Genomic DNA, 26,722 nt, shown 5'->3' with positions numbered 1-26,722 from the left:
AAGCATGCCGCTCTCAAGTTCCCAACGCAAGCCTCACCATTGCATGCAAGCTAATTTCACCTGCGCTATGCTTGTACCAAGAATGGAAGTCGTGACCCACTCTCTAACCCACTAATTGGATTGATTATGAACGCGAAAGAGCTGACATACTCACTAAACAAGGCTACACCCCGTTGGCCTTGCAAGCCGCTACTAACCACCTATGTATAGCAGCCTAGTCCTTTCCGTTTGGCTGCGCCAATGACCATTCTGCTTGAGACACTTTCCCCGCTTTCAGGCGGTATTAATGCATTACTGATCATTATCTCCGCGCTTACGTCGGCTTTCACCGCTGCTATTGGCGTGGGGGGTGGGCTTTTGATGATCATGGCGATGGCTCAGGTAATGCCATCAGCGGCTATTATTCCTATTCATGGTATGGTGCAGCTTGGCTCTAATGTAGGTCGAACAGCTTTAACTTGGCAGCATATTGATCGCCGAACCATCGCGGCTTTTCTACCCGGCGCCGTGCTTGGAACCTTGACCGCTATTTGGCTAATCATACGCTTGCCCGCTGGTATGCTTGAATTTTGTATTGCTGCCTTTGTGCTTTACTCCTGCTGGGGGCCACCGCTACCCAAACATGCTTTAGGCGCCGTCGGCACCGTCATAGCAGGCGCTATTACCACGTTATTATCCAGTTTTGTTGGCGCTAGCGGACCGATGGTTTCCGCGTTTATCAAGCAAGGCCAAGCCAACCGATTAAACAAAATAGCGACGTTTTCCGCTTGTATGTCAATACAGCACCTAACAAAAGTGTTCATCTTTGGCTTGGCTGGCTTTGCCTTTCACGACTGGCTCGGCTTACTCTCCGCTATGATCGCTTTTGGCTTTATCGGTACATGGATAGGTGTTCGTTTGCTGCACTACCTTTCAGAGTATCGGTTTGATGCCCTTTTCAAATGGGTATTAACGCTTTTAGCACTGCGCCTTCTCTGGGTGGGCATTCAACGGCTCGGCAGCTAGTGCTGTTAATAGACGACTTTTCTCTTAAGAGCATTGACTTCTAAGGGAAAGCTGGTAATATACGCAACCAAGTCGGAGGGATGGCAGAGCGGTTGAATGCACCGGTCTTGAAAACCGGCAAGGGTTAATAGCCCTTCCAGGGTTCGAATCCCTGTCCCTCCGCCAAGCTTCATGAAAAAGCCCTGTTTTTACAGGGCTTTTTTTATTATTTAAAATAAAACATCAACAGCAAAGCTAAATTACCACAACGTCATTCACCAACCCCTAAAGGCTTGCTAAACCCCGTGTATTACCTCGCATCGAAGTGCTGCCAACTAACTTATTGAAGCTAATACAGACGCAGGCCGATACGGGTGATCTTACCGCCTTCCATATCGCTTACCACCCAATGAATACCGTGCCAATCGACGTCATCCCCAACGACCGGGTGGCCGCCCACACGCAAAGCGATAAACTCCGCCAGTGTCATATCTTGCTCTCCCGGGCTCAGCGTTAAGCCGTAAGCCTGAGCGATATCCTGCATTCGCGCACTGCCATCCAAGGTAAAGGTGCCAAAAAATGCGCGTTCCCGCTTGAGTTTAGCATCGCCGTTGAACAAGCGATTTAACCCTGGCAAATCTTCGGTGCGACCAATCACACAGATAACATCACCCAGTTTTAAACGCGTACTGCCTTTTGGATGCAGCATGACATGGTTACGAAATAGGGCGGAAATCAGCGCACCAGACGGAAAGCGCAAAAGACGAATCGGCACATCCTCAAGATCCTGGTTTTCCACCACGTATACGAACATCTCAAAGTCGTTTTCAGGCAAAATACCAAGCGGGCCACGGCGATTGGGGGTCGTTCCCTTAGGCACTTCCACCCGCATCCATCGCGCCATCCAAGCAAGCGAACCACCTTGTATCAAAAGCGACATCAACACGACAGCAAAGGCGATATTGAAATAAAGCGAGGCGTTTTCCACCCCGCCAATGACGGGAAAAATCGCCAACACAATCGGTACAGCCCCACGTAAGCCAACCCAGGCAATAAAGAGCGTTTCACGCCAGCGGAACTTAAAAAACGGCTTGATCGTGATTAATACCGCAAGTGGGCGGGCTAAGAAAATTAGCGCCAGCGCGACTACTGAAGCTGGCAACGCGACGTCCCATAGCTCGCTTGGGGTTACCAAAAGCCCTAGCACCAAAAACAAACCAATTTGACTAAGCCATGCCAAACCATCGTGTACCGGCAAAATAAAGTTCAAATGCCGCCCTGGTTGGTTGCCAATCATCAAACCAGCTAGGTAGATGGCTAAAAAGCCGCTGCCCCCTAGCACGCTTGTCAGACCAAAAACGCTGAACCCCAAAGCAAGCGCCAGCATGGAATAGAGCCCTGGCGCCAAATCTAGCCAACGCAGCAGCTTAGCGCTGACCCAGCCCCCGCCAATACCTACTGCAAGGCCAATACCAAACTGGGAAAGAAAAAACAGCAGTGTTTCTTGCCAACCGCCGATCTCGCCCACTAGGAGCTCTACCAACATTAGGGTGAGGAAAATTGCCATCGGGTCGTTGGTGCCCGATTCGATTTCTAGTGTCGCGCCTACGCGTTCGTTTAAATTCACCCCGCGACCGCTAAGCATGGAGAAAACGGCCGCTGCGTCAGTAGAGCCCACTATGGCTCCCACCAGCAACCCCTGCACTAGGGTCAGGTCAAACATCCATGTCGCAATCACCCCGACAATCGCGCTGGTGAGAAACACGCCAAATGTGGCCAATGTGAGCGCCGGTTTGAAGCCTACGCGGAACGTTTTTAGCCGCGTGCGCAAACCGCCATCAAGAAGAATCATAGCCAACGCGAGGTGACCGATGACAAAAGCCATGGAGTAGTCATCGAACTCGATGCCGAGAACCCCTTCTTCCCCGGCAAGCATCCCTAAGCCTAAAAAAATCAATAACAGCGGCACGCCCATAATTGACGATAACCGGCTAGCTAAAATGCTCAGCGTCATCAACAAACCGCCGAGCAAAAAGAAAGTATACAGTGCGTCCATGATTCCCCATCTCAGCCTCAATACTCCACCATTATTGCACGCCAGGACCTATTTTACTGAGGCATATTGAGACATTACGTTGATAACGAAGCTAGCCAGCCTATTTGCGATCCGGATACACTTCATACGATAATCCTAGGAGTATTATTCATGCTACGATGCTTTTTGCGCACCGTATTCGCTTTTTATGTACTGCCCTTAATGGCTGCGCTGTCTGTTACGCTAGCAGCTGTGGCCCATGCTGAAGAGCCTATCTCGCTAAATTCGGATGTGCAGCTACCCGATAGGCTCTGGCATATTAAAGAAAGCGGCAGCGACGTCCCGACTACGGTCATAGCGCCACCGGAGCCGCTGGCGACCCCCCCGCTTGAAACCGTCAACGTCATGTTAGATTGGTTTTTAAGCCCTCAGCATGCTCCCATTTTACTGGCTAAAGAGCGTGGTTTTTTTCGACGCCAAGGTTTGGAAGTGCAATGGCAATCTCCAGGCGACCCTTCCTTGCCAACTAAATTACTCGCGGCCGGAGAAGTCGATCTCGCTCTAGGGCGCCAGAGCCTTCTTCACTTGAGCGCACACCAAGGAGCAACACTGATTCGCATTGCCACCCTGATTGAAACCCCATTGAACGCCGTTATCACGACGGCAGAACACGTAAGCAACGCCCCTACTCAGAATGACTTAGAAGCACTTGGTACACTTCATTTTGGTTTTACCACTCGAGAGGGTGAACAGCTGGTTATCCCTGGGCTGGTTCCCCACGTCATTACCCAATCCGATGAAGATGCACTTCCCCCAGAAAGCTTGCATTTTGATGCGGCCCGAGCGCTTACTGAACAAAAAGTTCAAGCGGTATCTGACGGCTTTTACCATACCCTTCCCGCCCAGCTGGCCACCGAAGGCATGGAAGCTAAGGTCATTTCTTACGAAACGCTATCAATCCCCCGCCACGATGGTCTGATCGTTATGGCCAATAGCCAGTCACTAAATAAGCGCGCTGATACCTGGGAGGGCGTTGTCATCGCACTAGAGGACGCAACGAATTGGATGATCAACAACCCGAATCTCGCTTGGGAAACACTGATCACCGCTTACCCAGTACTTGATAACAGCATTAACGCTAACGCCTGGGAGGATTTGCTGCGGCGTATTGCCCTAAGACCCGCTGCATTAGATACACGCCGCTACCGTGCCTATGAAGCGTTTTTATACCAGCGCGGTATTACTGATGCACCCTTAGAGGTTGAACATTTAGCCATTGACCCGCACGAACGCTGACATGACCTCCTCGACCTTAATTTTTATCGATGTCGAAACCACGGGCATGCGAGCAACACGTGACCGCATTACTGAAATCGCGGCATTAAAAGTGGTTGATGGCGATATCGTCGACCGGTGGACGTGTCTTATTTACCCCGACATACGCGTCCCCTTCAATATCACCCAGCTCACAGGGATCACTGACGCCATGCTCAGCGATGCCCCGCGTTTTGCCGATATCGCGCACTCGCTTTACGAGTGGTTGGGTGACGCGCCGCTTGTCGCCCACAATGCACGCTTTGATTTCGGCTTTTTACGCAATGAATTTACGCGCGCCGGGGTTAATTACCGCTCGCCGCTGTTATGCACTTTGCGACTTTCCCGACGCATCGCACCCCAAGAGCGCCAACACAATCTTCCAGCGTTGCTTGCTCGCCACGATATTTCAGCCATTCACCACCACCGCGCAGAGAATGACGTTGAAGCCCTGTGGTCGCTATGGCAAACCTGGCAGGCGCAGCACTCAGCCGCTCAATGGGAAGCGCTACTCGCCACGGAAAATCGCTATCGTAGCCTGCCCGCCCATCTTGACCCGGAACTGTTAGAACAGCTGCCCAAAGCACCCGGGGTTTATCTCTTTTACGGGCATAATCAGCTGCCCCTTTACGTGGGGAAAAGCATAAATCTGCGTGGCCGTGTACTGGGGCATTTTCAGCGCGACCACCAAGACGACAAAGAAATGCGCCTTGCTCAACAAGTTCAGCATATTGAGTGGGAAGAAACGGCAGGCGATCTCGGCGCTCAACTACGCGAAGCGCAGCTAGTCAAAAGCTTGATGCCGATTATGAATCGCCGATTGCGCAAACAGCGGCGGCTTACCGCCTGGCACTGGCCGGAAGAGACAACCCAACCCAGCTTACTCGACGCCAACGCCATGGAGCTTGTAAGCAGCACCCTATATGGACCTTTTCGTTCGGCTCGCGACGCCAAAAGCGCACTGCGACGCATCGCCGAAGAGGAACAGCTGTGTCCCCAGGTGTTGGGCTTAGAGAAGAGACGCGGGCGCTGCTTTGCTCATCAGCTTGGCAAGTGCCGTGGAGCGTGTTGCGGCCAAGAGCCAATGGATGAGCATACCAAGCGGGCGAAAAATGCCCTAGCGCAGTTGCGGGTCAGCGCATGGCCGTGGCCGGGTAGCATCGCGATTAAAGAGTGCCACCCGCAACGTTGGCAGGTCGCGTATCACGTCGTGAACCAGTGGCGTTATTTAGGCACAGCCAACAGTCAAGCCGCCGCCACCGAGTTGACAACAACCAACGCCGTCTTCGATTTGGATGCCTATCGTATCCTTAACCGATTTTTACGTGACCCGGCGTCACACGCGCTGGAAGTTGTGACGCTTCCAGCGCCAGCATGAACACCGATTAAAGGCCTTTCCGGTGCGATGCCAAAAACGCTTCAACCGCTTTCTGAAATGCCTCAGGTTGATCGGCATGAAGCCAATGGCCAGCGTTTTTCAGCGTTACCACTCGCGCTTGTGGCAATACTTTGCGCAGCTCGGGCAGTATGTCATCACTGACATACACGGAATCTGCGCCACGCAGCACCAACGTCGGTCCCTCATAAGGCATATCACCCGCTGGCTCACCAACGACATCGTCGTAGCCTGCCATAATGACGTCCAACCCAATACGCAGTTTCAACACGTTACCCTTTTCGCTCTCGTGACGCTGAAGGTTGGTGGCCAAGAAAAGCCGTGTAGGGCGATGGTCAACATGCCTTGCCAACAAGGTATCCGCGTCACGGCGATTTTTCGGTTGGCCGCACTCAACTTCGCGCAAGGCGGCAAACACATCATCGTGCCCATGCTGATAAGCCACCGGCGCAATATCGGCCACCACCATCGACGCAACACGTTCAGGGGCTAAACGCGCCAAGCTGATCGCTACTTTACCCCCCATGGAATGGCCGAGGATATGGGTCTCTTCCACACCCAGCTGGTCCAATAGCGCCAACACATCGGCGCTCATTGCCGTATAGGACATTCCCTCTGCATGTGGCGAGCGCCCGTGATTGCGCAAATCCACCGCAATCACACGGCGATACGGCCGCCACGCTTTTAGGTGCGAGCGCCAGTTATCCGCACTCCCCAACAAGCCGTGAATAACCACCAATGGCAGAGCATCCCTCGCCTCGGCTGGGCCCATATCGACAAGGCCTGTATCAAGATAGTGCAGTTCAACGGATGAAGCGTTAGGCATAAAGACTCCCGGCATCTTCGCGATAAAATCCTAATTCGTTACAGAGCATTCTGTCCTATTAAGCAACGCCAGGTTCCGCGTCACGACGCCCTGTCCAAACCACCAAACGGCGCGTTAACCACGCCAATAACACACCATATAAAGGCAAGAAAAACAGTAAGCTAATTGCTATTTTAATCACATAATCCACCAGCGCGATTTCTAACCAGTTTGCCGCCATGAAGGGATCAGGGCTTTGATAAAATGCCACTGAGAAAAACGCCAGTGTATCAGCTAAGTTCCCCACGACCGTTGAGCAAACCGGTGCCACCCACCAGGCCCACTGACGCAGCCGATTAAACACTTGCACGTCTAATAGCTGACCCAGCACATAAGCCAAAAAGCTGGCAACGGCAATGCGCGCAACGAATAAGTTCCACTCACCAAGCCCAGCTAACCCCACATACTCGCCGCGGGGAAATACCACGGAAATCACATATGAAATAATCAACGCGGGAAGCATAACGCGCAAGATGATCGCACGGGCAGGCTCTTTACCAAACAGTCGTACGGTTAAATCAGTGGCCAAAAATATAAACGGAAAGCTGAAGGCTCCCCAGGTGGTATGCCAACCAAAAAGTGTAAACGGCAACTGAACCAAGTAGTTGCTTGCTGCAATAATAGCAATATGAAACGCCACCATCATGAAGAGGCAGCGGCGGTGCTGGGCGTTTGTTAGCACGAACATAGGTAGGATAGCCTTTTTCGTTAAGTGAAAGAGGGGTAAGGGAACCCTCCTCGCCCGTGATGGGCAGCGCGAGGCATTATACGCACCTGACTTTTGGAATTCACCTTCCAGCTTTTACAAGAGATATTGATTAGCGCATAAAAGATAACGGTATAAACCCCCGCCGATGTTATCGGCGGGGGTTTAGCTTAGGTCTAATCTTGCGTTTATACCGGCGTGGCTTTATCCGCTGCGCCGACAGAGCGTTCGCGCATTGCGCCGTGTACATCTTCCAAGCTGGTCGGGTCATCAATGGTGGACGGCACGCCAAACTCTTTACCATCGGCAATGTTTCGCAGCAGTTTGCGCAAAATCTTACCGGAACGTGTCTTGGGTAAGCGATTAACTACCAGTACCTGTTTGAAACAAGCAATCGGGCCAATTTGATCACGAACGCGTGCGATAAGCTCGTTTTCCAGCGTAGTTTCATCACCATCAAAGCCGTCTTTGGGAATCACTAACCCTACTGGTAGCTGACCCTTAAGCTCATCATGGATACCAATCACCGCACACTCAGCCACCGCCGGATGAGCCCCCACCACTTCTTCCATTTCACCGGTAGAGAGACGGTGCCCAGCGACGTTTATGACATCGTCGGTACGGCCCATGATGAAAAGATACCCCTCGTCGTCAAAATAGCCACCATCACCGGTTAAATAGTAGCCGGGAAAAGCTGCCATATACGCACTATGGAACCGCTGGGAATCCCCCCACACGCCCACCAAACACCCCGGCGGCATCGGCTGTTTGATCACCACGCTACCTTGCTCCATAGCATTGGCCTGATCACCGTCACGGTCAAGAATTTGCACGTTAAAGCCCGGTACTGGAACGGTCGCTGAACCAGCCTTGGTTGGCATCGGCTCAAGGCCCGGCACATTAGCGGCGATGGGCCAGCCGGTTTCAGTTTGCCACCAGTGGTCGATGACCGGCACGTCAAGCAGGTCATCAAGCCAGTGAAACGTAGGCGGGTCGAGACGCTCACCGGCCAGGTAGAGGTTTTTCAAACTACTGATATCGTACTGCTCTAGCAGCTTGGCATCGGGATCTTCTTTTTTGATCGCCCGAAAGGCAGTCGGCGCGGTAAAGAAGCTTTTTACCTTGTACTCTTCGATCAAACGCCAAAAAGCACCGGCATCCGGTGTTTTTACCGGCTTACCTTCATACACCACGGTGGTGCAGCCACGCAGCAGCGGCGCATAAACAATATAGGAGTGCCCTACGACCCAGCCAACATCAGAGGCGGAGAAGAACACATCGCCCGGCTCGACGTCATAAATCACTTCCATTGAGTACGCAAGCGCCACCGCGTAGCCTGCCGTATCCCGCACCACCCCTTTTGGCTTACCCGTGGTACCGGAGGTATACAGCACGTACAACGGGTCTGTGCCTTTAACTGGCATGCATTCGGCGTAAGGGGCTTTTTCAACCAATGCTGCCCAGTCATGGTCGCGCTCACCCAGCTCTGCCAGATGCTCTTTACGCTGAAAGACAACACACGCATCGGGTTTATGTGTACTTAGTTCAATCGCATGGTCGATGATTGGTTTGTAAGGCAAGACCTTATTAACCTCGACCCCACACGAAGCCGCCACCACGACCTTTGGCTGCGCGTCTTCAATGCGCACAGCCAGTTCGTTAGGCGCAAAACCACCAAACACAGCCGAATGAATCGCCCCTAGCCGGGCACAGGCAAACATGGCGACCAACGCTTCCGGGATCATTGGCATGTAGATAACAACGCGGTCCCCCTTTTCAACACCAAGCGCTTGTAGCCCTCCGGCGAAATAGGCTACGCGATCACGCATCTCTGAGTAGGTAATCGTGGCTTTTTTACCAGTGACCGGGGAGTCCCAATAAATAGCGGGCTGCTCTCCACGCCCTTGTTCAACATGATAATCAAGCGCTGCATAGGAAATATTCATTTCGCCATCACCGAACCAGCGGGCATGCTGGTGTTCGTCATACGACAGGATCGTCGACGGCGGCGTAAACCATGGGATTCGTTTAGCCTGCTCTGCCCAGAATGTCTCCGGGGTTTGCGTGGCGTGCTGGAATTCTTGCTGATAACGGCTCATAAGTTCCCTGCATGTCAGTGCTTGTCAACGGTAAGCAGCGCTACAACAAATAGAAGCGCCAGCATGATTGTTGACACTTTATAAAGAAAGCGGGGAAATATCCGTCATACTATGGGCTAAAATCCGACTAAAAGCGTATAAATTCTTAAATATTGTCAACAAACATATTTTTACTACCATTGATTAAACGTTAATTAGCGGTTTGGACAAGACTTACTAAATTACCGAACATTACATTGCCACATACATAAGATATAACACCGCATTGCACCGTGTACGCTAGGAGTTTCCTATGCCCTTATCCCAGAGCGCCGCCGCTGATTTGCTGGCACAAAATAGCCGAGCCATTGAGCAATCCACATTACTGTTAAAAGCCATGGCAAATGAAAAAAGATTACAAATCGTGTGTTTGCTGCTAGAGAGGGAACTATCAGTCACGCAGATAAATCAGCAACTCACATTAAGCCAATCGGCGCTTTCTCAGCATCTTGCGATTTTGCGCCGTGATAATCTGGTGCATACCCGGCGCGAATCACAAACTATTTACTATTCGCTGACAAGTGATGGGGCAAAAGCCATGGTAGAGACGCTAGCAGCTCAGTTTTGCCACTAGCGCTTAGCTTATAACTTACTGCTTATACCAGCGGGATGCCTCCAACACACCCAACGCTTTTAAGCCTGCCTGCTCAATACCATGAGAGACGGTCACCCCCAATTTTCGGCTTAAGGTTTGTGGCGGCTCTAATGCAACGCGAAACACATGCGCGTCTTGCATCCGCTCGAAAAGATACGCCTCGCTGGTTTGCACACTATCAACGAGCTTGCATTGGAGTGCTTCACTGCCGTACCAAATTTCCCCGGTCGCTAAGCTGTCGATGTCCATTTCTGGGCGGCGCTCAGCTACATGCGCTTTAAAAAGCCGGTGTGTGTTTTCTAGATCATCGATAAACTTCTCACGTCCTTCGTCAGTGTTCTCCCCCAACACTGTCAACGTGCGCTTATATTTCCCTGCGGTTAAAAGCTCCACATCAATATTGTGTCGCTTAAGTAAACGATGAATATTGGGCACCTGGGCAACCACACCAATTGAACCGATCACGGCAAAAGGAGCTGCTTTAATATGCGTCGCACTGCACGCCATTAGATAACCGCCGCTGGCCGCCACTTTATCAATACATACCGTTGTCGTCAGGCCAGCCTCTCGTAACCGGTCTATCTGTGCCGCGGCTAGGCCGTAGGCATGTACAAGCCCGCCACCTGACTCTAAGCGCACGACGATTTCATCGCTGGCGTCGGCAACATCAATAATGGCTGAAATTTCCTCAGCAAAGTGCTCAGTGGCAGAGGCTCTGATATCCCCATGAAAATCCAGCACCCAAATACGTGGTTCGGCGCTATCTTCACTTTTTTTGGACGTCGATTTTTCTCGTGTTTTGTCATCTCGGCGAAAGACTTTCACCAACTTTTTACGCTGACTTGGCGCAATAGCAGCCATTTTCAGTCGGCGCCGTCGATAACGGCGCTGATCATTTAACGTATCAATGCGCAGCGTGAGGGACTGATCCGCCCCTTCTTTTGCTCGCATCACCACCATGACGCCGATTCCGATTAACGCCACGACCACTAGAGTCTGGAGCAAAAACGTTCCTTGCTCGATTATCCACTCGCTCACTGGCCATCTCCTTGTTTTATCATTGTGCTCATATTGCTGATTTCACCATTATCCGTACTTGATTAAAACACTTGTTTTAAATACCCTCATCGGTATCCATACATACACCCCCAAGGACGCATTACACTATGTCATCAACAACGTTAGAAAAACTAAAAGCTCGGTTTAACCCTGAAGCCGCGGAAGGCATGAACGACATATTTCAATTTCACTTTACCGATGCCGAGGATTACTACCTGAATATTCAGGACGGCACCTTAGACATTCAAGAAGGCGAGCACGATGATCCTTCTGTCAGCCTAAGCCTCACCACCGACACGCTAAAAGGCATTATGAGCGGTGATGTTAATGGTATGACAGCGTTCATGACCGGTAAGCTTAAAGCCACTGGAAACGTCATGCTCGCCACCAAGCTGACGTCACTTTTCCCAAGCGAGTAAAATTCTCATCACGTCAAGCACCCAAAACGGCACCGAGCTAGTGCTAGCCGGTGCCGTTTTAATGTTTAAGTACCCCTTATGGATTTTTATCCCATTTAGCCAGATGCACCTCAATAAGCTCGCGGGAAATAGAGTAAGGGGGTGGTAGCATGGGCAGCTGTCGAGGTGAAAACCAAGCCGCATCGGCAATTTCGACGCCATCAATGCGGATACGCTTCGTGGTGGCTTCAGCAAAGTAACCCAGCATCAATGAGTGCGGAAAGGGCCAGGGCTGACTTTGGAAGTAACGCAGTTGATCAACATACACGCCGACCTCTTCGAACACTTCTCGGTGTACTGCCTCTTCTGCCGACTCGCCAGGTTCGATAAAACCCGCCAGCGTCGAGTAACGCCCTGGTGGGAAGCGCGGGCTGCGCGCTAACAACAACGATTCGCCATAGGTCACCAGCGTGATAATACACGGCGAAATACGCGGGTAATTACGATGGCCACACGCATGGCAGTGCATCGCGAATTCGGCCTCAAGTTTTGTCGCGGGTGAACCGCAGCGACCGCAAAAACGGTGATTCTCGAGCCACGCGCCTACCTGCAAGGCAGTTGATAGCAAACTAAACCAACGACTCGGTAGCTCCGCCATCCACTGACGACCGTCGATCCAGTCGTCTTCTGGCTGAGACACGACTTTCAACGCCACTGGCTCGTCATCCCAATAGCAAAGCGGCTGCATACTCGCATCCCAGGTTTGCCAAGGCTGCAAAGGTGTGTACAGCTCACTGCTGTCGGATAAACAAGCGGGTGCCAGTTTGCTTTTTGCCAACACAACAACACGCCCAGCATCCTCTTGAGTAGGGATTTCTCGCCTAAGCATGGGCATCCTCAGGCCAGTGCAGTTGATGCGCATCGCACTTAGCGCGATGGGCTTCACGTTCTGACTCACTCGGACGAATCACGCGCAGCTGCCCCGGCTCCAACGCTAAACGCTGAATGGAGAGTCCTTGACTGGCACTATCGCGCTTATTGGTATTCTGGCTGCCCGCATCCAATGTGAGCGCCGTCTGCCCGCCCGTCATCGACAGATAGACTTCCGCCAAAATCTCGGCGTCCAATAGCGCGCCGTGTAACACTCGACGGCCGTTATCAATAGCGTAGCGCTTACACAGCGCATCCAGGTTGTTACGCTGACCAGGGTGCTTTTGCCGCGCCATTTCTAAGGTATCAAGAATACGGCAAGACTCGGCGACCGGCCCCAAGGCAGGCGATCCACGCTTTTGGTTAAGCATGGAAAATTCGTGATCGATAAAGCCGACGTCAAACGCCGCGTTATGAATCACCAACTCTGCGCCTTGAATAAATTCCCAAAACGCGTCGGCCACTTGCGCAAACACTGGCTCGTCGGCCACGCGCTCGTTATCAATCCCATGAACGGCAACAACTTCAGCATCAATATGCCGTTCTGGATTGATGTATTGGTGATAAGTGCGGCCCGTAAAGCGACGATTGACCATCTCAATCGCGCCAATCTCGACCAACCGGTGGCCTTGTTTAGGATCGATACCGGTGGTTTCAGTGTCTAATACGATCTGGCGCATCAGGCCCTCCTTTCAACATGCTCGTCAATCGCGGTATTGGCTAGCGCGTCCGCTTTCTCATTACCAGGATGCCCGCTGTGACCTTTCACCCAGTGCCACTCAACATGGTGACGTTGAGTCTCTTCGTGCAGCATTTGCCACAGTTCGGCATTTTTTACCGGTTGTTTAGCAGCCGTTTTCCAGCCACGTTTCAGCCAGTTGTGAATCCATTGGGTGATTCCTTGGCGCACATACTGCGAGTCGGTCCACAGCGCGACATCGCAAGACTGATTTAGCGTACGCAACGCCGAGATAGCCGCCATCAGTTCCATCCGGTTATTGGTGGTGAGCGCTTCGTAGCCATAAAGCGTTTTTTCATGTTCGCCGCTTTGTAACACCACGCCCCACCCGCCAGGCCCGGGGTTACCTCGGCAGGCGCCATCGGTATACACCGTTACCTGCGGCCGGGGCGGTTTTTCTTCATTACTCAACGCTTAGATTCCTCGTTGTGATCTACCGACGTTTGATGAGCCGAGCTTTGTTGTGCTCGACAATGTTCTCGATAAGTTGCCGAGCGGCTTGAGCCACGCGCCACTCCCAAAGAATGCGTCGCCGCCGTAGGATTGACGCCAAACTGGACACGTTTTGTAGGGGCTTGCGGTTGTTTACGCTTGGCTTGAACCATATAGCTTTCGCCTAAGGGGACGTTAAGTCGACGCCCCCATGCTTCCCATGACTCACGACACCGGGCTTTTTTGGTTGGGCAAAAAATAGGGCAGTGGAAACCGCAATAGTCTACGCGCTCGATGGTAAAATCGACAAACTCTAACCACTGGGTCAGCTGTGATGTAGAGTGCCAGCGCGCGCGCGCGATATGTGTCTCTGTATCATTGCGGGGAACACCGCGTCGTCCAGGCAAAAACCGCCGAGCTAGATGATTAATGCTTAGCGGGTTAAAGCCAAAAATAATCAAGATACCGTGATCAGCGGTGACCCTTGCGGCTTCTAGTAAGGCTTGCTCGGCGTCAGGAAAATGTTCCAACCAGTGATGAATGAGACTGATATCCAAACACGCGTCAGGCAGCGCCAGCTCGTTCGGCGGGCATATAAGGCTTGATGGTTCTTTGGCCTGGGCGCGCGTGGGCACCCATTCAATTACATGAGGTACCGCCGATAAGCCTAGTAAGGAGGGCCCCATGGTCATCTCCAACGAGTGGCCACCACTGCGCGCTTCAATGACCGGGCCAAGACAGGCACGTTGAGCGCCGCTCAACGCTTTACCTGCATCAGACGTCCAGAAACGCTGGCTATGTTCAAGCCGCTGCGTCAATGAGTCGGCCGTGTGGGAATTTGACATAAACAGCGCATACCTCCAAAGTAACGGCTTTTTGACGTCGTTAATATCTAGATCTAAAGGATCCTCGCATGCTGAGCGTGACACCCATTCCCGCCTTAAGCGACAACTATATTTGGTTGCTACGACAAGATGCCAGTCATGGCGTTTGTATCGTGGATCCTGGTGAGGCGGCGCCGGTCATCGAGTTGCTTGAGCGCGAGTCACTCACCCTTGAAACGATATTGATTACTCATCACCATCCTGACCACACGGATGGTTTAGATGAATTGATTAAGCGCTATTCACCGCGAGTGATTGGCCCTGACAATCCGTCGATTAAAGGCATTAGCGACCCCGTTGGCGAAGGGGATGAAATCCGCGTCATGGGACGTTTGTTTGAAGTGATGGCAACACCAGGTCATACATTAGACCATATTAGTTTTTTCACCGCGGGGATACCGCCGCTTCTATTTTGTGGTGACGCCCTCTTTTGCGCTGGCTGTGGCCGCCTGTTTGAAGGCACGCCGGAACAAATGCACGCAGCGCTTAAGCGTTTTGCCACGTTGCCTGAAGATACATTCGTGTTCGCCGGGCATGAATATACCCAGGCAAATTTACGCTTTGCACGGGAAGCTGACCCCGAAAACGAAGACGTTAAATACGCGTTACAGGAATGCGACAAGGCGCGATCACTCGAGCGCCCCACGCTACCCAGCACGATAGGACGCGAGCTGACCATCAACCCCTACTTGCGTTTGAGCACGCCGAGCGTGCGCCAGGCAGCCGGTAACGAAGGGCCAACGGATGACGATCTCGCAACGTTCACCACTCTTCGCGAGTGGAAGAACCGTTTTTAGTCAACTATCGAAGACCCAACATCGCCTATGACGAACCGCATAACTCGGCAACGTTTGCTATTAAGCGTTAGCAGCACTCTCACAGCTCTGATGCTCTGCGCTTCCGTTCAAACCCAGGCGTCAGCGCCTACCTCTGACTTCTCTACCAAGCCGCCCACTACCGACACTACATCTTCCAGTACCTATGTGACTCATTTTTGGGATGCACTAGCGCTAGAGCCACAAAACGCATGGAGCCAACTGCGCAAAAGCTTTGCTTGGCAAGATCAACAACTCTCAGCGCAAGCTCGAGTACGCGTCGATCAATGGATAGCGCATTACCGCTCAAGCCCTGAGAACATCGCGACCATTACCCAGCGCGCAGCGCCTTGGCTCGCCTTTATTACCCAGCAAGTCGAAGCGCGTAACTTACCCGGGGAAATCGCCCTCATCCCGTTCATTGAGAGCTCTTTTGACCCCAGCGCCCGCAGTCACCGAGGCGCTGCTGGTTTGTGGCAATTCATGCCAGGAACCGGCGATGCCTTGGGTTTGGTTCGTAACGGCCACTACGATGGGCGTTTGGACGTCATTACATCGACCCAAGCTGCGCTTGATTATATCGAGATGCAGGCCGACCAGTGGTACGAAGGCGACCTTCCCCTTTCGCTAGCGGCTTATAACGCCGGCGCTGGCACGGTAAACCGCGCGGTACGCAACGCCCAAAGCCAAGGCAAAAGCGGCCACTACTGGAACTTGCAGCTGCCTAACGAAACCATGCAATACGTGCCTAAACTGCACGCGATTGCCGCCATTGTTGCCAACCCCGAGCGTTATAACGTAAGCCTTCCCGAAATTGAGGCGGAACCCACCTTTGCCAAGGTCCAATTATCGCATGCGCTCACCTTGCGCGAAGCGTCAAGGCTTTTGGATGTGGAGCAATCCGCTCTCACCAAGCTTAACCCTGGGCTACTTAATGGCGCCATCGACCCCCGCAGCGCGCAAACGTTGTTAGTGCCGGATGAAACCAGCCACGAGATGATAGCCAGGCTTTCCCAGGGTGAACCTCAAAGCGCACAAGTCGCCACGTCCGCTCCGGATACTTACCGCGTTGAGCGTGGCGACAACCTCTCCACTATTGCGGCTCGACATAACCTTACCCAGCAACACATTATGCGGTTAAATGCCATTGAGCGCCCTGATACGCTACAACCAGGTCAGCTCCTGACACTTTCTGACTCCTAGCTTTATTACTCTTAGGACTTAACCGCCACCAAGCGGCTAAACGTGCCCGCAAAAAGCAACCGGGGAAAGACCATGAAGCAGATTGGTAGCGCGTCGTTAACCGGCTCCCTTGACCAACGCCGTTGGTGGCAGTGCTTAGCGGTGCTGATTTGCTTTTTTTCAGCGTTGACTGCCCTAGCTAAACCACAAGTTGCCGCCCCCACGCAGGCCGAAATGCCTGAGCGTAAAAGTGAGAACAGCGTGGAGACCCGCTACGCGTTAGCCCTATACGACACACCAGCACTGCCCGAAAACTTCCCTCACTTCCCCCATGTCAACCCTGATGCGCCCAAAGGGGGGAGCATGACCCGCACTGCCGTCGGCGGTAGCTTCGACTCCACCAACCCATTTATCATTCGCGGTACGCCTGCAAGCGGTATTTCACAGATTTACGATACGCTGATGGCCAGCAACCCCAACGAGCCTTTTAGCCTTTATGGATTGCTGGCTAGCGGCGTTCGGCTAGACCCCGAGCGCGAGTGGATCGAGTTTGACCTTCGCCCTGAGGCCCGCTTTCACGATGGTGAACCCATTACCGCCGACGACGTCGTCTTTACCCTTGATGTGCTACGCGAAGAAGGCAACCCTTTCTACCGCAATTATTACGCGGGGGTAGACGACGCCGTCGCACTTGAAGATCATCGCGTGCGCTTTAATCTTAACGATACCGACTCGCGTGAACTGCCCTTGATTGTCGCGCAGATGCCGATTTTGCCCCGCCATTACTGGGAATCACACGATTTCACTGCGCCAACGCTGGCCAAACACCCTGGCTCTGGCCCTTATCAAATCGACACCGTCGACCCTGGGCGGCGTATCATCTTTAAACGCGATGATAACTATTGGGGGAAAGATCTACCGGTCAATGTTGGGCGCTATAACATTGACCGTTTGGCCTACGACTACTATCGCGACCGTGATATTGCTTGGCAGGCCTTTAAAGCGGGTTTAACCGATTTTCGCACCGATGCCCGCGCCGCCACATGGGCTATCGGCTACGATTTTCCCGCGTATCACGAGGGATTGATCAAACGCATTACCATTCCCGATGTAACCCCCTCGCGTATGCAGGCGTTTGTTTTTAACCTACGCAAGCCGAAATTCCAAGACCCCAGGGTGCGCGAAGCGCTGAGCTTGACTTTCGACTTTCCCTGGTTGAATACCAATATTTTCTACGACGCCTATCAGCGTACTGAGAGCTTTTTCCAAAATTCCGAGATGCAGGCCACAGGGAAACCCAGCAAAGAAGCGCTTGCGCTACTTGAGCCATTTCGCGATGAACTCATTGACTCGCACCGCTCCGATAGGCTTTTCACTCAGCCGCTACCCATTGATCAACCTGAAGACCGACGCGAGCGACTGCATCGCGCGCTTACCCTTTTGCGCGAGGCGGGCTATCACGTAGAGGGCCAGCGTTTGGTCCACCAAGAAAGCGGCAAGCCGCTGACGCTTGAGGTACTGCTTTACGATTCAGGACTCGAACGCGTTGTCCAACCGATGCTGCGCAATATGGCCCGCCTGGGCGTGCAAACCTCGTTACGTATCGTCGATATCAACCAGTATCTTAATCGGCTACGTAGCTTTGACTACGACATGGTCATTAGCCAATTTCCCCAGTCGAATAACCCAGGTAATGAACAGCGTGACTTTTGGACCAGTGCCGCAGCGCAGCAGCCGCAAAGCCGTAACCTGATGGGATTGTCACACCCAGCGGTTGACCAACTGGTTGAGCAATTAATTCGCGCCAGCAGCCGAAATGAACTCCACACCGTCACCCATGCGCTTGACCGCGTGCTGCGCTGGGGGTTTTACGTCATTCCCCACTACCACTCTGGGGAAACACGCATTGCTGTGTGGGATAAATTCAGGTATCCCAAGCCGTTTCCTAAATACGCCATGGATTTCGACGCGTGGTGGGTCGATACTGAGCGCGAAGCCCAGCTCAAGAGCCGCCGCAGCGGTCGCTGACATTTGCTGAAGGAGCCCCGCCGTGGCGCATTATACCTTACGCCGACTACTATTCATGATTCCGACGCTGGTGGGGATCATGCTGCTCAACTTTATCATTGTGCAGGCCGCTCCCGGCGGGCCCATTGACCAGATGCTGGCGCGTTTTGAGGGTGCGGACGCCATGGCCAGCACGCGCCTTGATATGGGCGGCGGTGACGTGCAAGTTAGCGATGATTCTCGCGGTGCCCGAGGTGTCGACCCGCGCTTTATTGAGCAGTTAGAGCAGCAGTTTGGCTTCAACGAGCCTGCGCATGAGCGTTTCCTCGGCATGATGGGGGATTATCTTACCTTCGATTTTGGTACCAGCTTCTTTCGTGACCGACCGGTTATCGAGTTAATGCTGGAACGTCTACCGGTCTCTATCTCGCTAGGGCTATGGACCACGCTGCTGGTGTATTTAATCTCGATCCCACTGGGGATTCGCAAGGCCCTCAAACACGGATCAAAATTTGACGTTTGGACCTCAGGCCTGGTGATTGTTGGCTACGCCATTCCCGGCTTTCTCTTCGCGGTTTTACTCATTGTACTGTTTGCTGGCGGCACCTATCTCGACTGGTTCCCCTTACGCGGGCTCACCTCACCGGGTTTTGATCAACTCTCGACCTGGGGCAAAACCAAAGACTACTTTTGGCATATCACGTTGCCCGTCATTGCCGCCTCAATCGGCAGCTTCGCCACACTGACCATGCTGACCAAGAACAGCTTTTTAGACGAAATTCACAAACAGTATGTGCTCACCGCGCGGGCCAAAGGCGCCGACGAACAGCGGATTCTCTATGGCCATGTGTTTCGCAATGCGATGCTGATCATTATCGCCGGGCTACCTGCGGCACTGGTGGGGATCTTCTTTACCGGCGCCCTACTGATCGAGGTCATCTTCTCGCTCGATGGTTTAGGGCTCCTCGGTTTCGAGGCGGTAATGCAGCGCGATTACCCGGTCATTTTTGGCACGCTTTATCTTTACACACTGATGGGTTTGTTGCTGAAGCTCGTGTCCGATTTGACCTATGTGTGGGTTGACCCGCGCATCGATTTTGCCACCCGGGAGTCATGACCGTGTCGCCGATTACCCGTCGCCGCCTCGCCGCTTTTCGCGCCAACCGACGTGCCTATGTATCGCTATGGCTGTTTGGCGTGCTTTTCGTGCTAAGCCTGTTTGCCGAACTGATCGCTAACGACAAGCCCATCGTCATGCAGTATGACGGCAGTTGGTACGTGCCGCTTTTAATCGACTACCCGGAAACCGAGTTTGACGGCTTTTTCCCCACGCGGACCGATTACCTTGACCCGTTCATACAAGAACAGATTCGCGATCACGGTTGGGCGCTGTGGCCGATAATACCCTTCTCATACCAGACGCTGGATATGCACATGACGCGCCCCTCCCCTGCGCCGCCGGATAGCCGCCACTGGCTAGGCACCGACGACCAAGGCCGCGATGTGCTTGCTCGGGTTATCTACGGCTTTCGACTTTCGGTTGCGTTTGCGCTGGTCCTAACCGCTGGTTCACTAGTGATAGGCGTGCTGTTCGGCGGTATTCAAGGCTACTTCGGCGGTAAGGTCGATTTAATCGGCCAACGCGTGACCGAAATCTGGTCGGGGCTGCCGGTGCTATTTTTGCTCATTATTCTGGCAAGCTTCGTGCAACCGGGGTTTTGGTGGCTATTGGGCATTATGCTGCTGTTCTCATGGCTGGGGCTTGTCGATATCGTGCGCGCAGAATTTCTGCGGGCACGCAACTTGGAGTATGTTCGCGCGGCCAAGGCCATGGGGCTACCATCAAGGCTGATCATGTGGCGCCATGTACTCCCCAACGCCATGGTCGCCACGCTCACGTTTATCCCCTTTATTTTCACCGGCGCCATCGGCACCTTAACGGCACTGGATTTTCTCGGCTTTGGGCTACCGCCCGGCTCGCCATCGCTAGGGGAATTGGCCGCACAAGGCAAGAATAATTTGCATGCGCCTTGGCTTGGCATCACGGCGTTTATGACGCTTGCGATCATGCTGTCGCTACTGGTGTTTATCGGTGAAGGGCTTCGCGATGCGTTCGACCCGCGCCATGTCAAGCAGCAGCCGGCGCAAGCGACTGCATCACAGGAGGCTCCTCATGGCTGAAGCATTGCTATCGGTTAAACACCTTAGCGTCGATTTTGACGGCACCCCGGTGGTGGATGGCTTAAGCTTTGACGTCAACGCTGGAGAAACGCTAGCGCTGGTGGGAGAATCCGGTTCTGGAAAATCCGTTTCCGCGCTGGGCGTGATGAACCTGCTCCCCGAGAACTCACGCGTTAGCGGGGAGCGTTTTCTCTTAGGCACCAACCTTGAAGCACTGAAACGACCACAGTGGAATGCCATTCGCGGCCACCAAGTGGGGTTTATTTTTCAGGAACCGATGACGTCGCTCAACCCGCTTCATCGCATCGGCAAACAGATCGGCGAAACGATCAAACTGCATCAGGGCTTAAGCGGCCGCGATGTACGAAAGCATGCCAAAACGCTGCTTGAGCAGGTCAAACTCCCCCGCGCGGAAGAGCTCTTGGATGTCTGGCCCCACCAGCTCTCTGGCGGGCAACGCCAGCGGGTCATGATTGCCATGGCGATTGCCAACCATCCCAAGCTGCTGATTGCCGACGAACCTACCACCGCGCTGGATGTCACCGTACAGCAAGAAATCCTTGCCTTGTTGCGCGAGCTGCGCGACCACCACGGCATGGGAATGCTGTTTATTACCCACGACCTCAATCTGGTGCGCGCTCATGCTGACCGTGTGTGTGTGCTGTACCAGGGTCAGGTGCAAGAGAGCGGCACCGTCGGGCAGGTGTTTAAAGCGCCTAAAAGCGACTACACAAAGGCACTGATCTCAGCCGAACCCGAAGGGCGCCCGTCGCCGGTGGGGCGAGTATCGCCACGGCTCACCGCGAAACAACTCAGCGTCAGCTTTGCGCGACCCAAAGCCGGTCTTTTCCGCCGCGCACCCCCTCCGTTTGAGGCGGTACAACCCATGGACTTATACGTCGCACCTGGCGAAACCTTGGGTATTGTTGGGGAATCCGGTTCAGGGAAGACCACCCTGGCCTCTGCGGTCATGCGTATGGTAGAAAGCCGCGGCGAGATCACGCTGGGGGATGACACCCTGAATGCGCTTTCAGGCAAAGCGCTAAGAAAAGAGCGCCATCGCTTTCAAATGGTGTTTCAAGACCCTTACGGTGCGCTCTCACCGCGTATGCCGGTGTTCGATATTATTAGCGAGGGGCTACGGTTTCATTTTCCTGCGCTTTCTATTGCCGAGGTAACCAAGCACGTTCATCGTACGCTGACGGAAGTGGGTCTACCTGAGAGTGTCGCCGCGCGCTACCCGCATGAGTTTTCCGGCGGTCAGCGCCAGCGCATCGCCATTGCTCGGGCCATCATTCTGGAGCCTGAGCTTCTCGTGCTCGATGAGCCTACCTCAGCGCTGGATCGGACCGTACAGAAACAAATGGTCACACTGCTGCGCGATTTACAGTCAAAACGGCAGCTTAGCTATCTGTTTATTAGCCATGACCTTGCCGTTGTTCGCGCCATGGCGCACCGCATCATGGTGCTGAAAGAGGGAGAAGTCCTGGAGGCCGGCACCTGCGAAGAGGTGCTCAACGCCCCCCAGCATGCCTACACCAAGCGGCTAGTGAGTGCCGCAAAGCTGGTGTAGGCGGGTAAAAACTCAATTAAAACAGCGCGATTTCGTCGGCAGTCAATTCGCGCCATTCGCCGGGTGGAAGATTCGCATCAAGCACAAGCTCGCCTATTGAAGCGCGATGCAGCGATTCCACTCGGTTGCCCAAGGCCCCGAACATGCGCTTCACCTGATGATAGCGTCCTTCGGTGATGGTCAACTCCGCTTGTGTTGGGCTTAGCAGCGTTAGCGTTGCGGGCTTAGTTGGCTCTTCCTCACCATCTAACAGTAATCCCTCTGCTACTTGCTCTACCGCGCTTTGTGCCGCTACCCCTTCCAAGGGTGAAGCTAGCGTCGCGCGGTAAACCTTAGCGCTGCGGTGCTTTGGCGAGGTAATACGATGCGCCCACTGACCATCATCGGTTAAAAGCAAAAGGCCGGTGGTATCCACATCTAAGCGCCCAACGGGTTTTAAGCGTTCGGCTTTGGGCAGGTCGATCAAATCCACCACGCGGGGGTAAAAGCCGCGCCGGGCGCTACATTCCACCTCAAGCGGCTTGTTCAGCATCACGTAACGCAGCCCCACAAGCGCTAAAGGCTCACCTTGCCACCTCACCGTATCGCTTTCCGGATCCATTTGCGTGGCAGCTTGCTTGATAGGCTCGCCGTTAAGCTCAACCTCACCGTTTTTGAGCGCGCGCTTGGCCAAGCTGCGCGTTAATGGTGTGGTTTCACTTAAAAAACGATCAAGACGCATCATTGGCCAACTCCTGGCAATAGCTGAAACCGGTCGGCATCTTGCCAAGCGGGAAACTTCTCGCGAAAAGCGTCCAACGCATCAAGGTCCAGCGTCCCGGTTTCGATAAACCCTTCATAAGCAGGACGGTCAATGAGCGGCTCGCCTTTAAAATCCACCAGCATCGAGTCGCCGCTAAATGCGATTCCTTTGGCATCTTCGCCTACCCGGTTAACCCCAATAACATAGCTTAAGTTTTCAATCGCCCGCGCCTGCAGTAGCGTGCGCCAAGGGTGGCGACGTGGCGCCGGCCAGTTGGCGACACATAAAAGCGCATCGTACTCAAAATGATCCCCCTCATTGGGCTGCTGGCGTTGCCATACGGGAAAACGCAGGTCATAGCAGACGCTAAGCAGAATTCTGACACCTTTACAGCTCACCACCTTGCGCGTTTCCCCCATATCGTAGCGCTCGTGCTCGCCCGCCATACGAAACAGATGGCGTTTGTCATAGGTGGTTAACTCACCGTCGGGTGTGGCCCAGATCAGGCGATTGAAATAGTCGCCGCCATCTTGGATCGCAACGCTTCCGGTCATCACACAGCCACGCGCTTGGGCTTGCGCTTGGAGCCATGCCACGGTTTGGCTCTCAGCCATTGGCTGGGCTTGCTCGCGTGAATTCATGGTAAAGCCAGTGGAAAACATTTCCGGCAGGACAATTACATCGGTATCTCGCCCATCGTAATCGTCGAGCAACGTTTCTAAGTGGCGGTGGTTGGCCGCAGGGTCTTCCCAGCGGAGATCGCACTGCACCAAGCTGGTGGTTAGCTGACGCATAGGTCATCTCCTTTATTGTCGCCATGGCTCATCTTGTTTCGTTAGTATGCTAGATTAGCATTTTTTCACGCACTTTTTTCACGCCGTTTTTACCCACGCTTGTTGCCAACGAGGTTGTCATGTCGTCTTTACCTACTCCAGTACGCGACCCAGAAGCTGTTAAAGGCGTAGGTTTTGGCGTAACCGCCTACCTGATGTGGGGCTGCTTCCCGCTTTTTTTCGCGCTATTCCAAGGTGTGCCGGCGTTTGAGATCTTGATTCACCGTGTTTTGTGGTCGTGCCTTTTCTTGATCGGCTTAATCAGCCTGTTGAGACGCTGGCCACCAGTGGTCGCCGCGCTTAGCGAGCCTAAGCGCCTTGGGCGCGTCCTCGCTTGTGCACTGCTGATTGGCTTGAACTGGGGCGTCTATATCTACGCGGTGGAAACACAGCAGGTGCTCCAGGCAAGTTTGGGCTATTTTTTAACACCGCTGGTTAACGTCGCGCTGGGCATATTGGTATTGCGAGAAGTCATGGCGCGTTTACAGCTGATCGCCTTAGGGCTTGCAACACTCGCCATTGGGATTCAATTTGCCCTGCTTGGCGAAATGCCATGGCTGAGCTTGATTTTGGCTTTTTCGTTCGGCACCTACGGGCTTTTTCGCAAACAGGTGCCTCTTGATGGGCTTTCGGGGCTTTTTGTCGAAACGCTACTGCTGCTTCCGTTGGGGCTTTTAGCCTTTAGCTGGCTGAGCTTAACGGGGATTTCACACTTTGCCATCGAGCCCACCACTACGGCACTATTGATCGCCAGCGGCGTGATTACTGCCCTACCGCTGATGGCGTTCGCGGGCGCCGCCCGACGGCTACGCTTGGCAACACTCGGTTTTTTAATGTACATAAACCCGAGCATCCAGTTTTTTATCGCGTTAAGTGTCTTCCATGAGCCACTGTCCACCGTACAGCTGATGAGCTTTTTACTTATTTGGATCGGCCTTGCCTTGTACTCCTACTCGGCTTGGCACCAATCACATAAGCGCCTAGCGGCCGCTCGGTAACGCCTTGGCCTTGCCGTCACCTTGGTCATCATCGCCGATAGCGGCCTCAAGGTTTTCGCGTTCCGGCTGATAGCCCACGCGAAAGCCGCCCCAGTGCTTACCGTTCACATAAACCGGCACGGAGAGATCGTGCATAATTTCACCGGTATCACGCTTGTAGGTTTGCAGTAGTAGCGCTTTTTCATGCGCTCCACAGCGTCTACCGGTAGGGTCATCAAAAATGCGCTTGCTGCGGCAAAATTTTAGATCATGCGCGTATTCCCCAGTCGGCTGACGGCTAGTTGCCTCGTTATGCGTGGGTACATAGCCGTTACGATCGCAGGCGATTGCATAGCTTAGCCCTTGTGATTTCAGCATCGGCTCCTGAAGCGCCGGCAAGTTGCGATCAGTAAAGTCGTCAAAGGTGGTTTTATACATCGGCGGGTTTGTCCCTGGAATTTTCTCATAGCGCGGCTCGAATAGACCCGATTGTGAAAGTTCGCCACGTTTTAGCGCCTGCTCAAACAGCTTGCCCAATTGATCTGCCCTTTCACGTGCGGCGTGGAATACGTCTTGGTGACGTCCATTTAGCCGCTGCTGTGCTAGCTCGCCATCCACGCTTTCGGCAGCATCCATTAGCGCGCGGGCCTGCTCAGCCAAATCGTGCATATTGCGGTTGCCTTCATCAACATCCGTCTCTAGCTGGCGCAGATTATCCGCGACTGTCTGACTATGTTGCCGGGTATTTTCCATGGCTTCCGCGACACTGATGATTTCGCTGTGTACTTGGTCGAAATCCCCAGTGATATTGACCAGGCTGTTACCCACGCCACGGATGCCCTCGGAGCGCTCGCTAATACGCGTCATCAGGTGCCCCATGGTACCGACCACGCTCTGACCACTCTGGTGCATATCTTTCACCAGTTCATCAACATTTTGTGTCGCGTTGGAAGTCTTAAGTGCCAAGTTGCGCACCTCACCCGCGACCACCGCAAAACCACGTCCATGCTCGCCCGCCCGCGCGGCTTCAATAGAGGCATTTAGCGATAACAGATGTGTTTGTTCAGCGATGCCCTCGATCATCGACGTGACGTCGCGTACTCGCTCGATTTTATCGTTAAGCGCATTAAGCGCATCGAGCGCCTGCTCCGAACGCTCAGCGATCTGCATCATCTCGTTAATGACTTCATCAAGCTCGCTGCGGTTGTGATGACTGGCATCTCGAGCACTGTCAGAAAGCGTCGCTACCTGATTGGCGCTAGTAGAGACCTGGACGATAGCGGCATTGATCGCGCTCATACTGGCAGAAGCATCGCGCGCCATGGCTTCTTGCTTATCGAGACGTTGGTCCATTAAATCCGCGTAGTGGGATACTTCAGCCGAAGCAATCGCCGTACTGCTCGCACGCTGCATGAGGCGGTAGGCCATGTTGCGTAGCGAACGGTAGTCGTGCACGGGCCACAGCCAGGAACGATGCCCGGCAAGGCCTTCTCGCCCAGCGTAATATACCGCCAAGTCACCGCTAAACACCCAAGCTGCGCCACCGACAGCGGCCAATACCAGCCCGGCATAACCCCAAATCCCCCCTAGCACTTGCGCACCGATCGCCAGTAAAAAGCATCCCAGTGCTGCTAGAATAGAAAGTAATCGCATAGCGTCTCTTTACCTTTTTGTTATTGAAATCGTTTCATCGCAATGCGTTGTGGCCAACGCTCATGCCAGAGTACCGGATGCCAGGGCATCCGGTACTGAGCTTAACGCGTTGTTGTAGGGAAGGAAGTAGCACTTTCGGGGAAGTATCCCCTATATATTAGGGCCTGTTGACGTTTCACATTGGGAGCCATAAAAAACCGCACGCCAAAGCCACCATGCTTTCGTAGTTTCGCTTCAGTTTATCGTAGCGCGTCGCTATGGCGCGATACGATTTTAAACGGGCA

General features: G+C 53.5%; 24 protein-coding genes, 1 tRNA gene and 1 pseudogene. 13 read left to right on the top strand and 13 right to left on the bottom strand.

Features of this window, described 5'->3' with window-relative positions; all coding sequences use genetic code 11:
• The first annotated feature begins 240 nt into the window (after positions 1-240).
• Positions 241-1,005: a sulfite exporter TauE/SafE family protein gene (locus tag M8006_RS09045; protein ID WP_250081389.1), complete on the top strand. Its 765-nt coding sequence runs from the start codon at positions 241-243 to the stop codon at positions 1,003-1,005.
• 74 nt (positions 1,006-1,079) lie between these two features.
• Positions 1,080-1,170 (top strand) — tRNA-Ser (locus M8006_RS09040).
• Between the two features lie 163 nt (positions 1,171-1,333).
• Here M8006_RS09040 and M8006_RS09035 read toward each other — a convergent pair.
• The gene (locus M8006_RS09035) at positions 1,334-3,040 is read right to left on the bottom strand and encodes a potassium/proton antiporter (RefSeq protein ID WP_250081386.1); all 1,707 of its coding nucleotides are present in this window, start codon (positions 3,038-3,040) and stop codon (positions 1,334-1,336) included.
• A 150-nt stretch (positions 3,041-3,190) separates the two neighbouring features.
• Between M8006_RS09035 and M8006_RS09030 the strand changes: the two genes are divergently transcribed.
• Entirely contained in the window at positions 3,191-4,315 is a 1,125-nt protein-coding gene (locus M8006_RS09030; RefSeq protein WP_250081384.1) for an ABC transporter substrate-binding protein, read from the top strand.
• A 1-nt stretch (position 4,316) separates the two neighbouring features.
• On the top strand, positions 4,317-5,711 hold the full coding sequence (locus M8006_RS09025; protein ID WP_250081382.1) for a 3'-5' exonuclease family protein: 1,395 nt from the start codon (positions 4,317-4,319) through the stop codon (positions 5,709-5,711).
• Between the two features lie 7 nt (positions 5,712-5,718).
• Here M8006_RS09025 and M8006_RS09020 read toward each other — a convergent pair whose 3' ends face one another.
• The 3 genes from M8006_RS09020 to M8006_RS09010 form a co-directional block, all read right to left on the bottom strand.
• Positions 5,719-6,555 carry an alpha/beta fold hydrolase gene (locus M8006_RS09020; protein ID WP_250081380.1) on the bottom strand — a complete coding sequence of 279 codons (837 nt, stop codon included), beginning with the start codon at positions 6,553-6,555 and terminating at the stop codon, positions 5,719-5,721.
• A gap of 58 nt (positions 6,556-6,613) precedes the next feature.
• Positions 6,614-7,282 carry a 7-cyano-7-deazaguanine/7-aminomethyl-7-deazaguanine transporter gene (locus tag M8006_RS09015; protein ID WP_250081378.1) on the bottom strand — a complete coding sequence of 223 codons (669 nt, stop codon included), beginning with the start codon at positions 7,280-7,282 and terminating at the stop codon, positions 6,614-6,616.
• 206 nt (positions 7,283-7,488) lie between these two features.
• Positions 7,489-9,399: a propionyl-CoA synthetase gene (locus M8006_RS09010; protein ID WP_250081372.1), complete on the bottom strand. Its 1,911-nt coding sequence runs from the start codon at positions 9,397-9,399 to the stop codon at positions 7,489-7,491.
• Positions 9,400-9,691: 292 nt separating this feature from the next.
• Here M8006_RS09010 and M8006_RS09005 point away from each other — a divergent pair, with 292 nt between their 5' ends.
• The gene (locus tag M8006_RS09005) at positions 9,692-10,012 is read left to right on the top strand and encodes an ArsR/SmtB family transcription factor (protein ID WP_250081370.1); all 321 of its coding nucleotides are present in this window, start codon (positions 9,692-9,694) and stop codon (positions 10,010-10,012) included.
• Positions 10,013-10,027: 15 nt separating this feature from the next.
• Here M8006_RS09005 and sohB read toward each other — a convergent pair whose 3' ends face one another.
• Positions 10,028-11,071, bottom strand: coding sequence for a protease SohB (sohB, locus tag M8006_RS09000; RefSeq protein ID WP_250081368.1), 1,044 nt, complete (start codon positions 11,069-11,071; stop codon positions 10,028-10,030).
• Positions 11,072-11,199: 128 nt separating this feature from the next.
• Here sohB and M8006_RS08995 point away from each other — a divergent pair, with 128 nt between their 5' ends.
• Positions 11,200-11,511: an SCP2 sterol-binding domain-containing protein gene (locus M8006_RS08995; protein ID WP_250081366.1), complete on the top strand. Its 312-nt coding sequence runs from the start codon at positions 11,200-11,202 to the stop codon at positions 11,509-11,511.
• 76 nt (positions 11,512-11,587) lie between these two features.
• On the opposite strand, the gene nudC is transcribed toward M8006_RS08995, so the two are convergent.
• From nudC to M8006_RS08975, 4 genes are read right to left on the bottom strand one after another with little or no spacing between them, the layout of a single operon-like run.
• Positions 11,588-12,379, bottom strand: coding sequence for an NAD(+) diphosphatase (gene nudC / locus M8006_RS08990; RefSeq protein ID WP_250081364.1), 792 nt, complete (start codon positions 12,377-12,379; stop codon positions 11,588-11,590).
• On the bottom strand, positions 12,372-13,100 hold the full coding sequence (gene dnaQ / locus M8006_RS08985; RefSeq protein WP_250081362.1) for a DNA polymerase III subunit epsilon: 729 nt from the start codon (positions 13,098-13,100) through the stop codon (positions 12,372-12,374). The genes nudC and dnaQ overlap by 8 nt, the downstream gene beginning before the upstream one ends.
• Entirely contained in the window at positions 13,100-13,570 is a 471-nt protein-coding gene (gene rnhA, locus M8006_RS08980; RefSeq protein ID WP_250081360.1) for a ribonuclease HI, read from the bottom strand. Before rnhA ends, dnaQ begins: the two co-directional genes overlap by 1 nt.
• Positions 13,567-14,436 carry a methyltransferase domain-containing protein gene (locus M8006_RS08975; protein ID WP_250081358.1) on the bottom strand — a complete coding sequence of 290 codons (870 nt, stop codon included), beginning with the start codon at positions 14,434-14,436 and terminating at the stop codon, positions 13,567-13,569. The genes rnhA and M8006_RS08975 overlap by 4 nt, the downstream gene beginning before the upstream one ends.
• Before the next feature lie 68 nt (positions 14,437-14,504).
• Between M8006_RS08975 and gloB the strand changes: the two genes are divergently transcribed.
• The 6 genes from gloB (at position 14,505) to M8006_RS08945 (ending at position 22,233) form a co-directional block, all read left to right on the top strand.
• Positions 14,505-15,272, top strand: coding sequence for a hydroxyacylglutathione hydrolase (gene gloB, locus M8006_RS08970; RefSeq protein ID WP_250081356.1), 768 nt, complete (start codon positions 14,505-14,507; stop codon positions 15,270-15,272).
• 27 nt (positions 15,273-15,299) lie between these two features.
• On the top strand, positions 15,300-16,493 hold the full coding sequence (locus tag M8006_RS08965; RefSeq protein WP_250081354.1) for a transglycosylase SLT domain-containing protein: 1,194 nt from the start codon (positions 15,300-15,302) through the stop codon (positions 16,491-16,493).
• Positions 16,494-16,706: 213 nt separating this feature from the next.
• Complete coding sequence (locus M8006_RS08960; protein ID WP_250081512.1) at positions 16,707-18,500, top strand: extracellular solute-binding protein; 1,794 nt, start codon at positions 16,707-16,709, stop codon at positions 18,498-18,500.
• A gap of 22 nt (positions 18,501-18,522) precedes the next feature.
• On the top strand, positions 18,523-19,596 hold the full coding sequence (locus M8006_RS08955) for a microcin C ABC transporter permease YejB (RefSeq protein ID WP_250081352.1): 1,074 nt from the start codon (positions 18,523-18,525) through the stop codon (positions 19,594-19,596).
• Between the two features lie 2 nt (positions 19,597-19,598).
• Positions 19,599-20,660 (top strand): ABC transporter permease, encoded by a 1,062-nt coding sequence (locus M8006_RS08950; protein WP_430886817.1) that lies wholly within the window; start codon positions 19,599-19,601, stop codon positions 20,658-20,660.
• Positions 20,653-22,233 (top strand): ABC transporter ATP-binding protein, encoded by a 1,581-nt coding sequence (locus M8006_RS08945; RefSeq protein WP_250081347.1) that lies wholly within the window; start codon positions 20,653-20,655, stop codon positions 22,231-22,233. The genes M8006_RS08950 and M8006_RS08945 overlap by 8 nt, the downstream gene beginning before the upstream one ends.
• Positions 22,234-22,249: 16 nt before the next feature.
• On the opposite strand, the gene M8006_RS08940 is transcribed toward M8006_RS08945, so the two are convergent.
• Both M8006_RS08940 and M8006_RS08935 read right to left on the bottom strand, forming a co-directional pair.
• Positions 22,250-22,954 carry a pseudouridine synthase gene (locus tag M8006_RS08940; RefSeq protein ID WP_250081510.1) on the bottom strand — a complete coding sequence of 235 codons (705 nt, stop codon included), beginning with the start codon at positions 22,952-22,954 and terminating at the stop codon, positions 22,250-22,252.
• Positions 22,954-23,769: an amidohydrolase gene (locus tag M8006_RS08935; protein ID WP_250081345.1), complete on the bottom strand. Its 816-nt coding sequence runs from the start codon at positions 23,767-23,769 to the stop codon at positions 22,954-22,956. Before M8006_RS08935 ends, M8006_RS08940 begins: the two co-directional genes overlap by 1 nt.
• Before the next feature lie 119 nt (positions 23,770-23,888).
• Here M8006_RS08935 and rarD point away from each other — a divergent pair, with 119 nt between their 5' ends.
• The gene (rarD, locus tag M8006_RS08930) at positions 23,889-24,806 is read left to right on the top strand and encodes an EamA family transporter RarD (RefSeq protein WP_250081343.1); all 918 of its coding nucleotides are present in this window, start codon (positions 23,889-23,891) and stop codon (positions 24,804-24,806) included.
• On the opposite strand, the gene M8006_RS08925 is transcribed toward rarD, so the two are convergent.
• Both M8006_RS08925 and M8006_RS08920 read right to left on the bottom strand, forming a co-directional pair.
• The gene (locus M8006_RS08925) at positions 24,789-26,438 is read right to left on the bottom strand and encodes a methyl-accepting chemotaxis protein (protein ID WP_250081341.1); all 1,650 of its coding nucleotides are present in this window, start codon (positions 26,436-26,438) and stop codon (positions 24,789-24,791) included. The two genes, rarD and M8006_RS08925, sit on opposite strands and share 18 nt — an antisense overlap.
• Positions 26,439-26,613: 175 nt before the next feature.
• Positions 26,614-26,722 (bottom strand): annotated as a pseudogene (locus M8006_RS08920) (IS5/IS1182 family transposase); the annotation flags it as partial.

It is taken from the genome of Halomonas llamarensis, assembly GCF_023555005.1.
Taxonomy (GTDB): domain Bacteria; phylum Pseudomonadota; class Gammaproteobacteria; order Pseudomonadales; family Halomonadaceae; genus Vreelandella; species Vreelandella llamarensis.
Note: the sequence above shows the minus strand (reverse complement) of the source record. Positions and strands in the feature narration are given on the sequence as shown.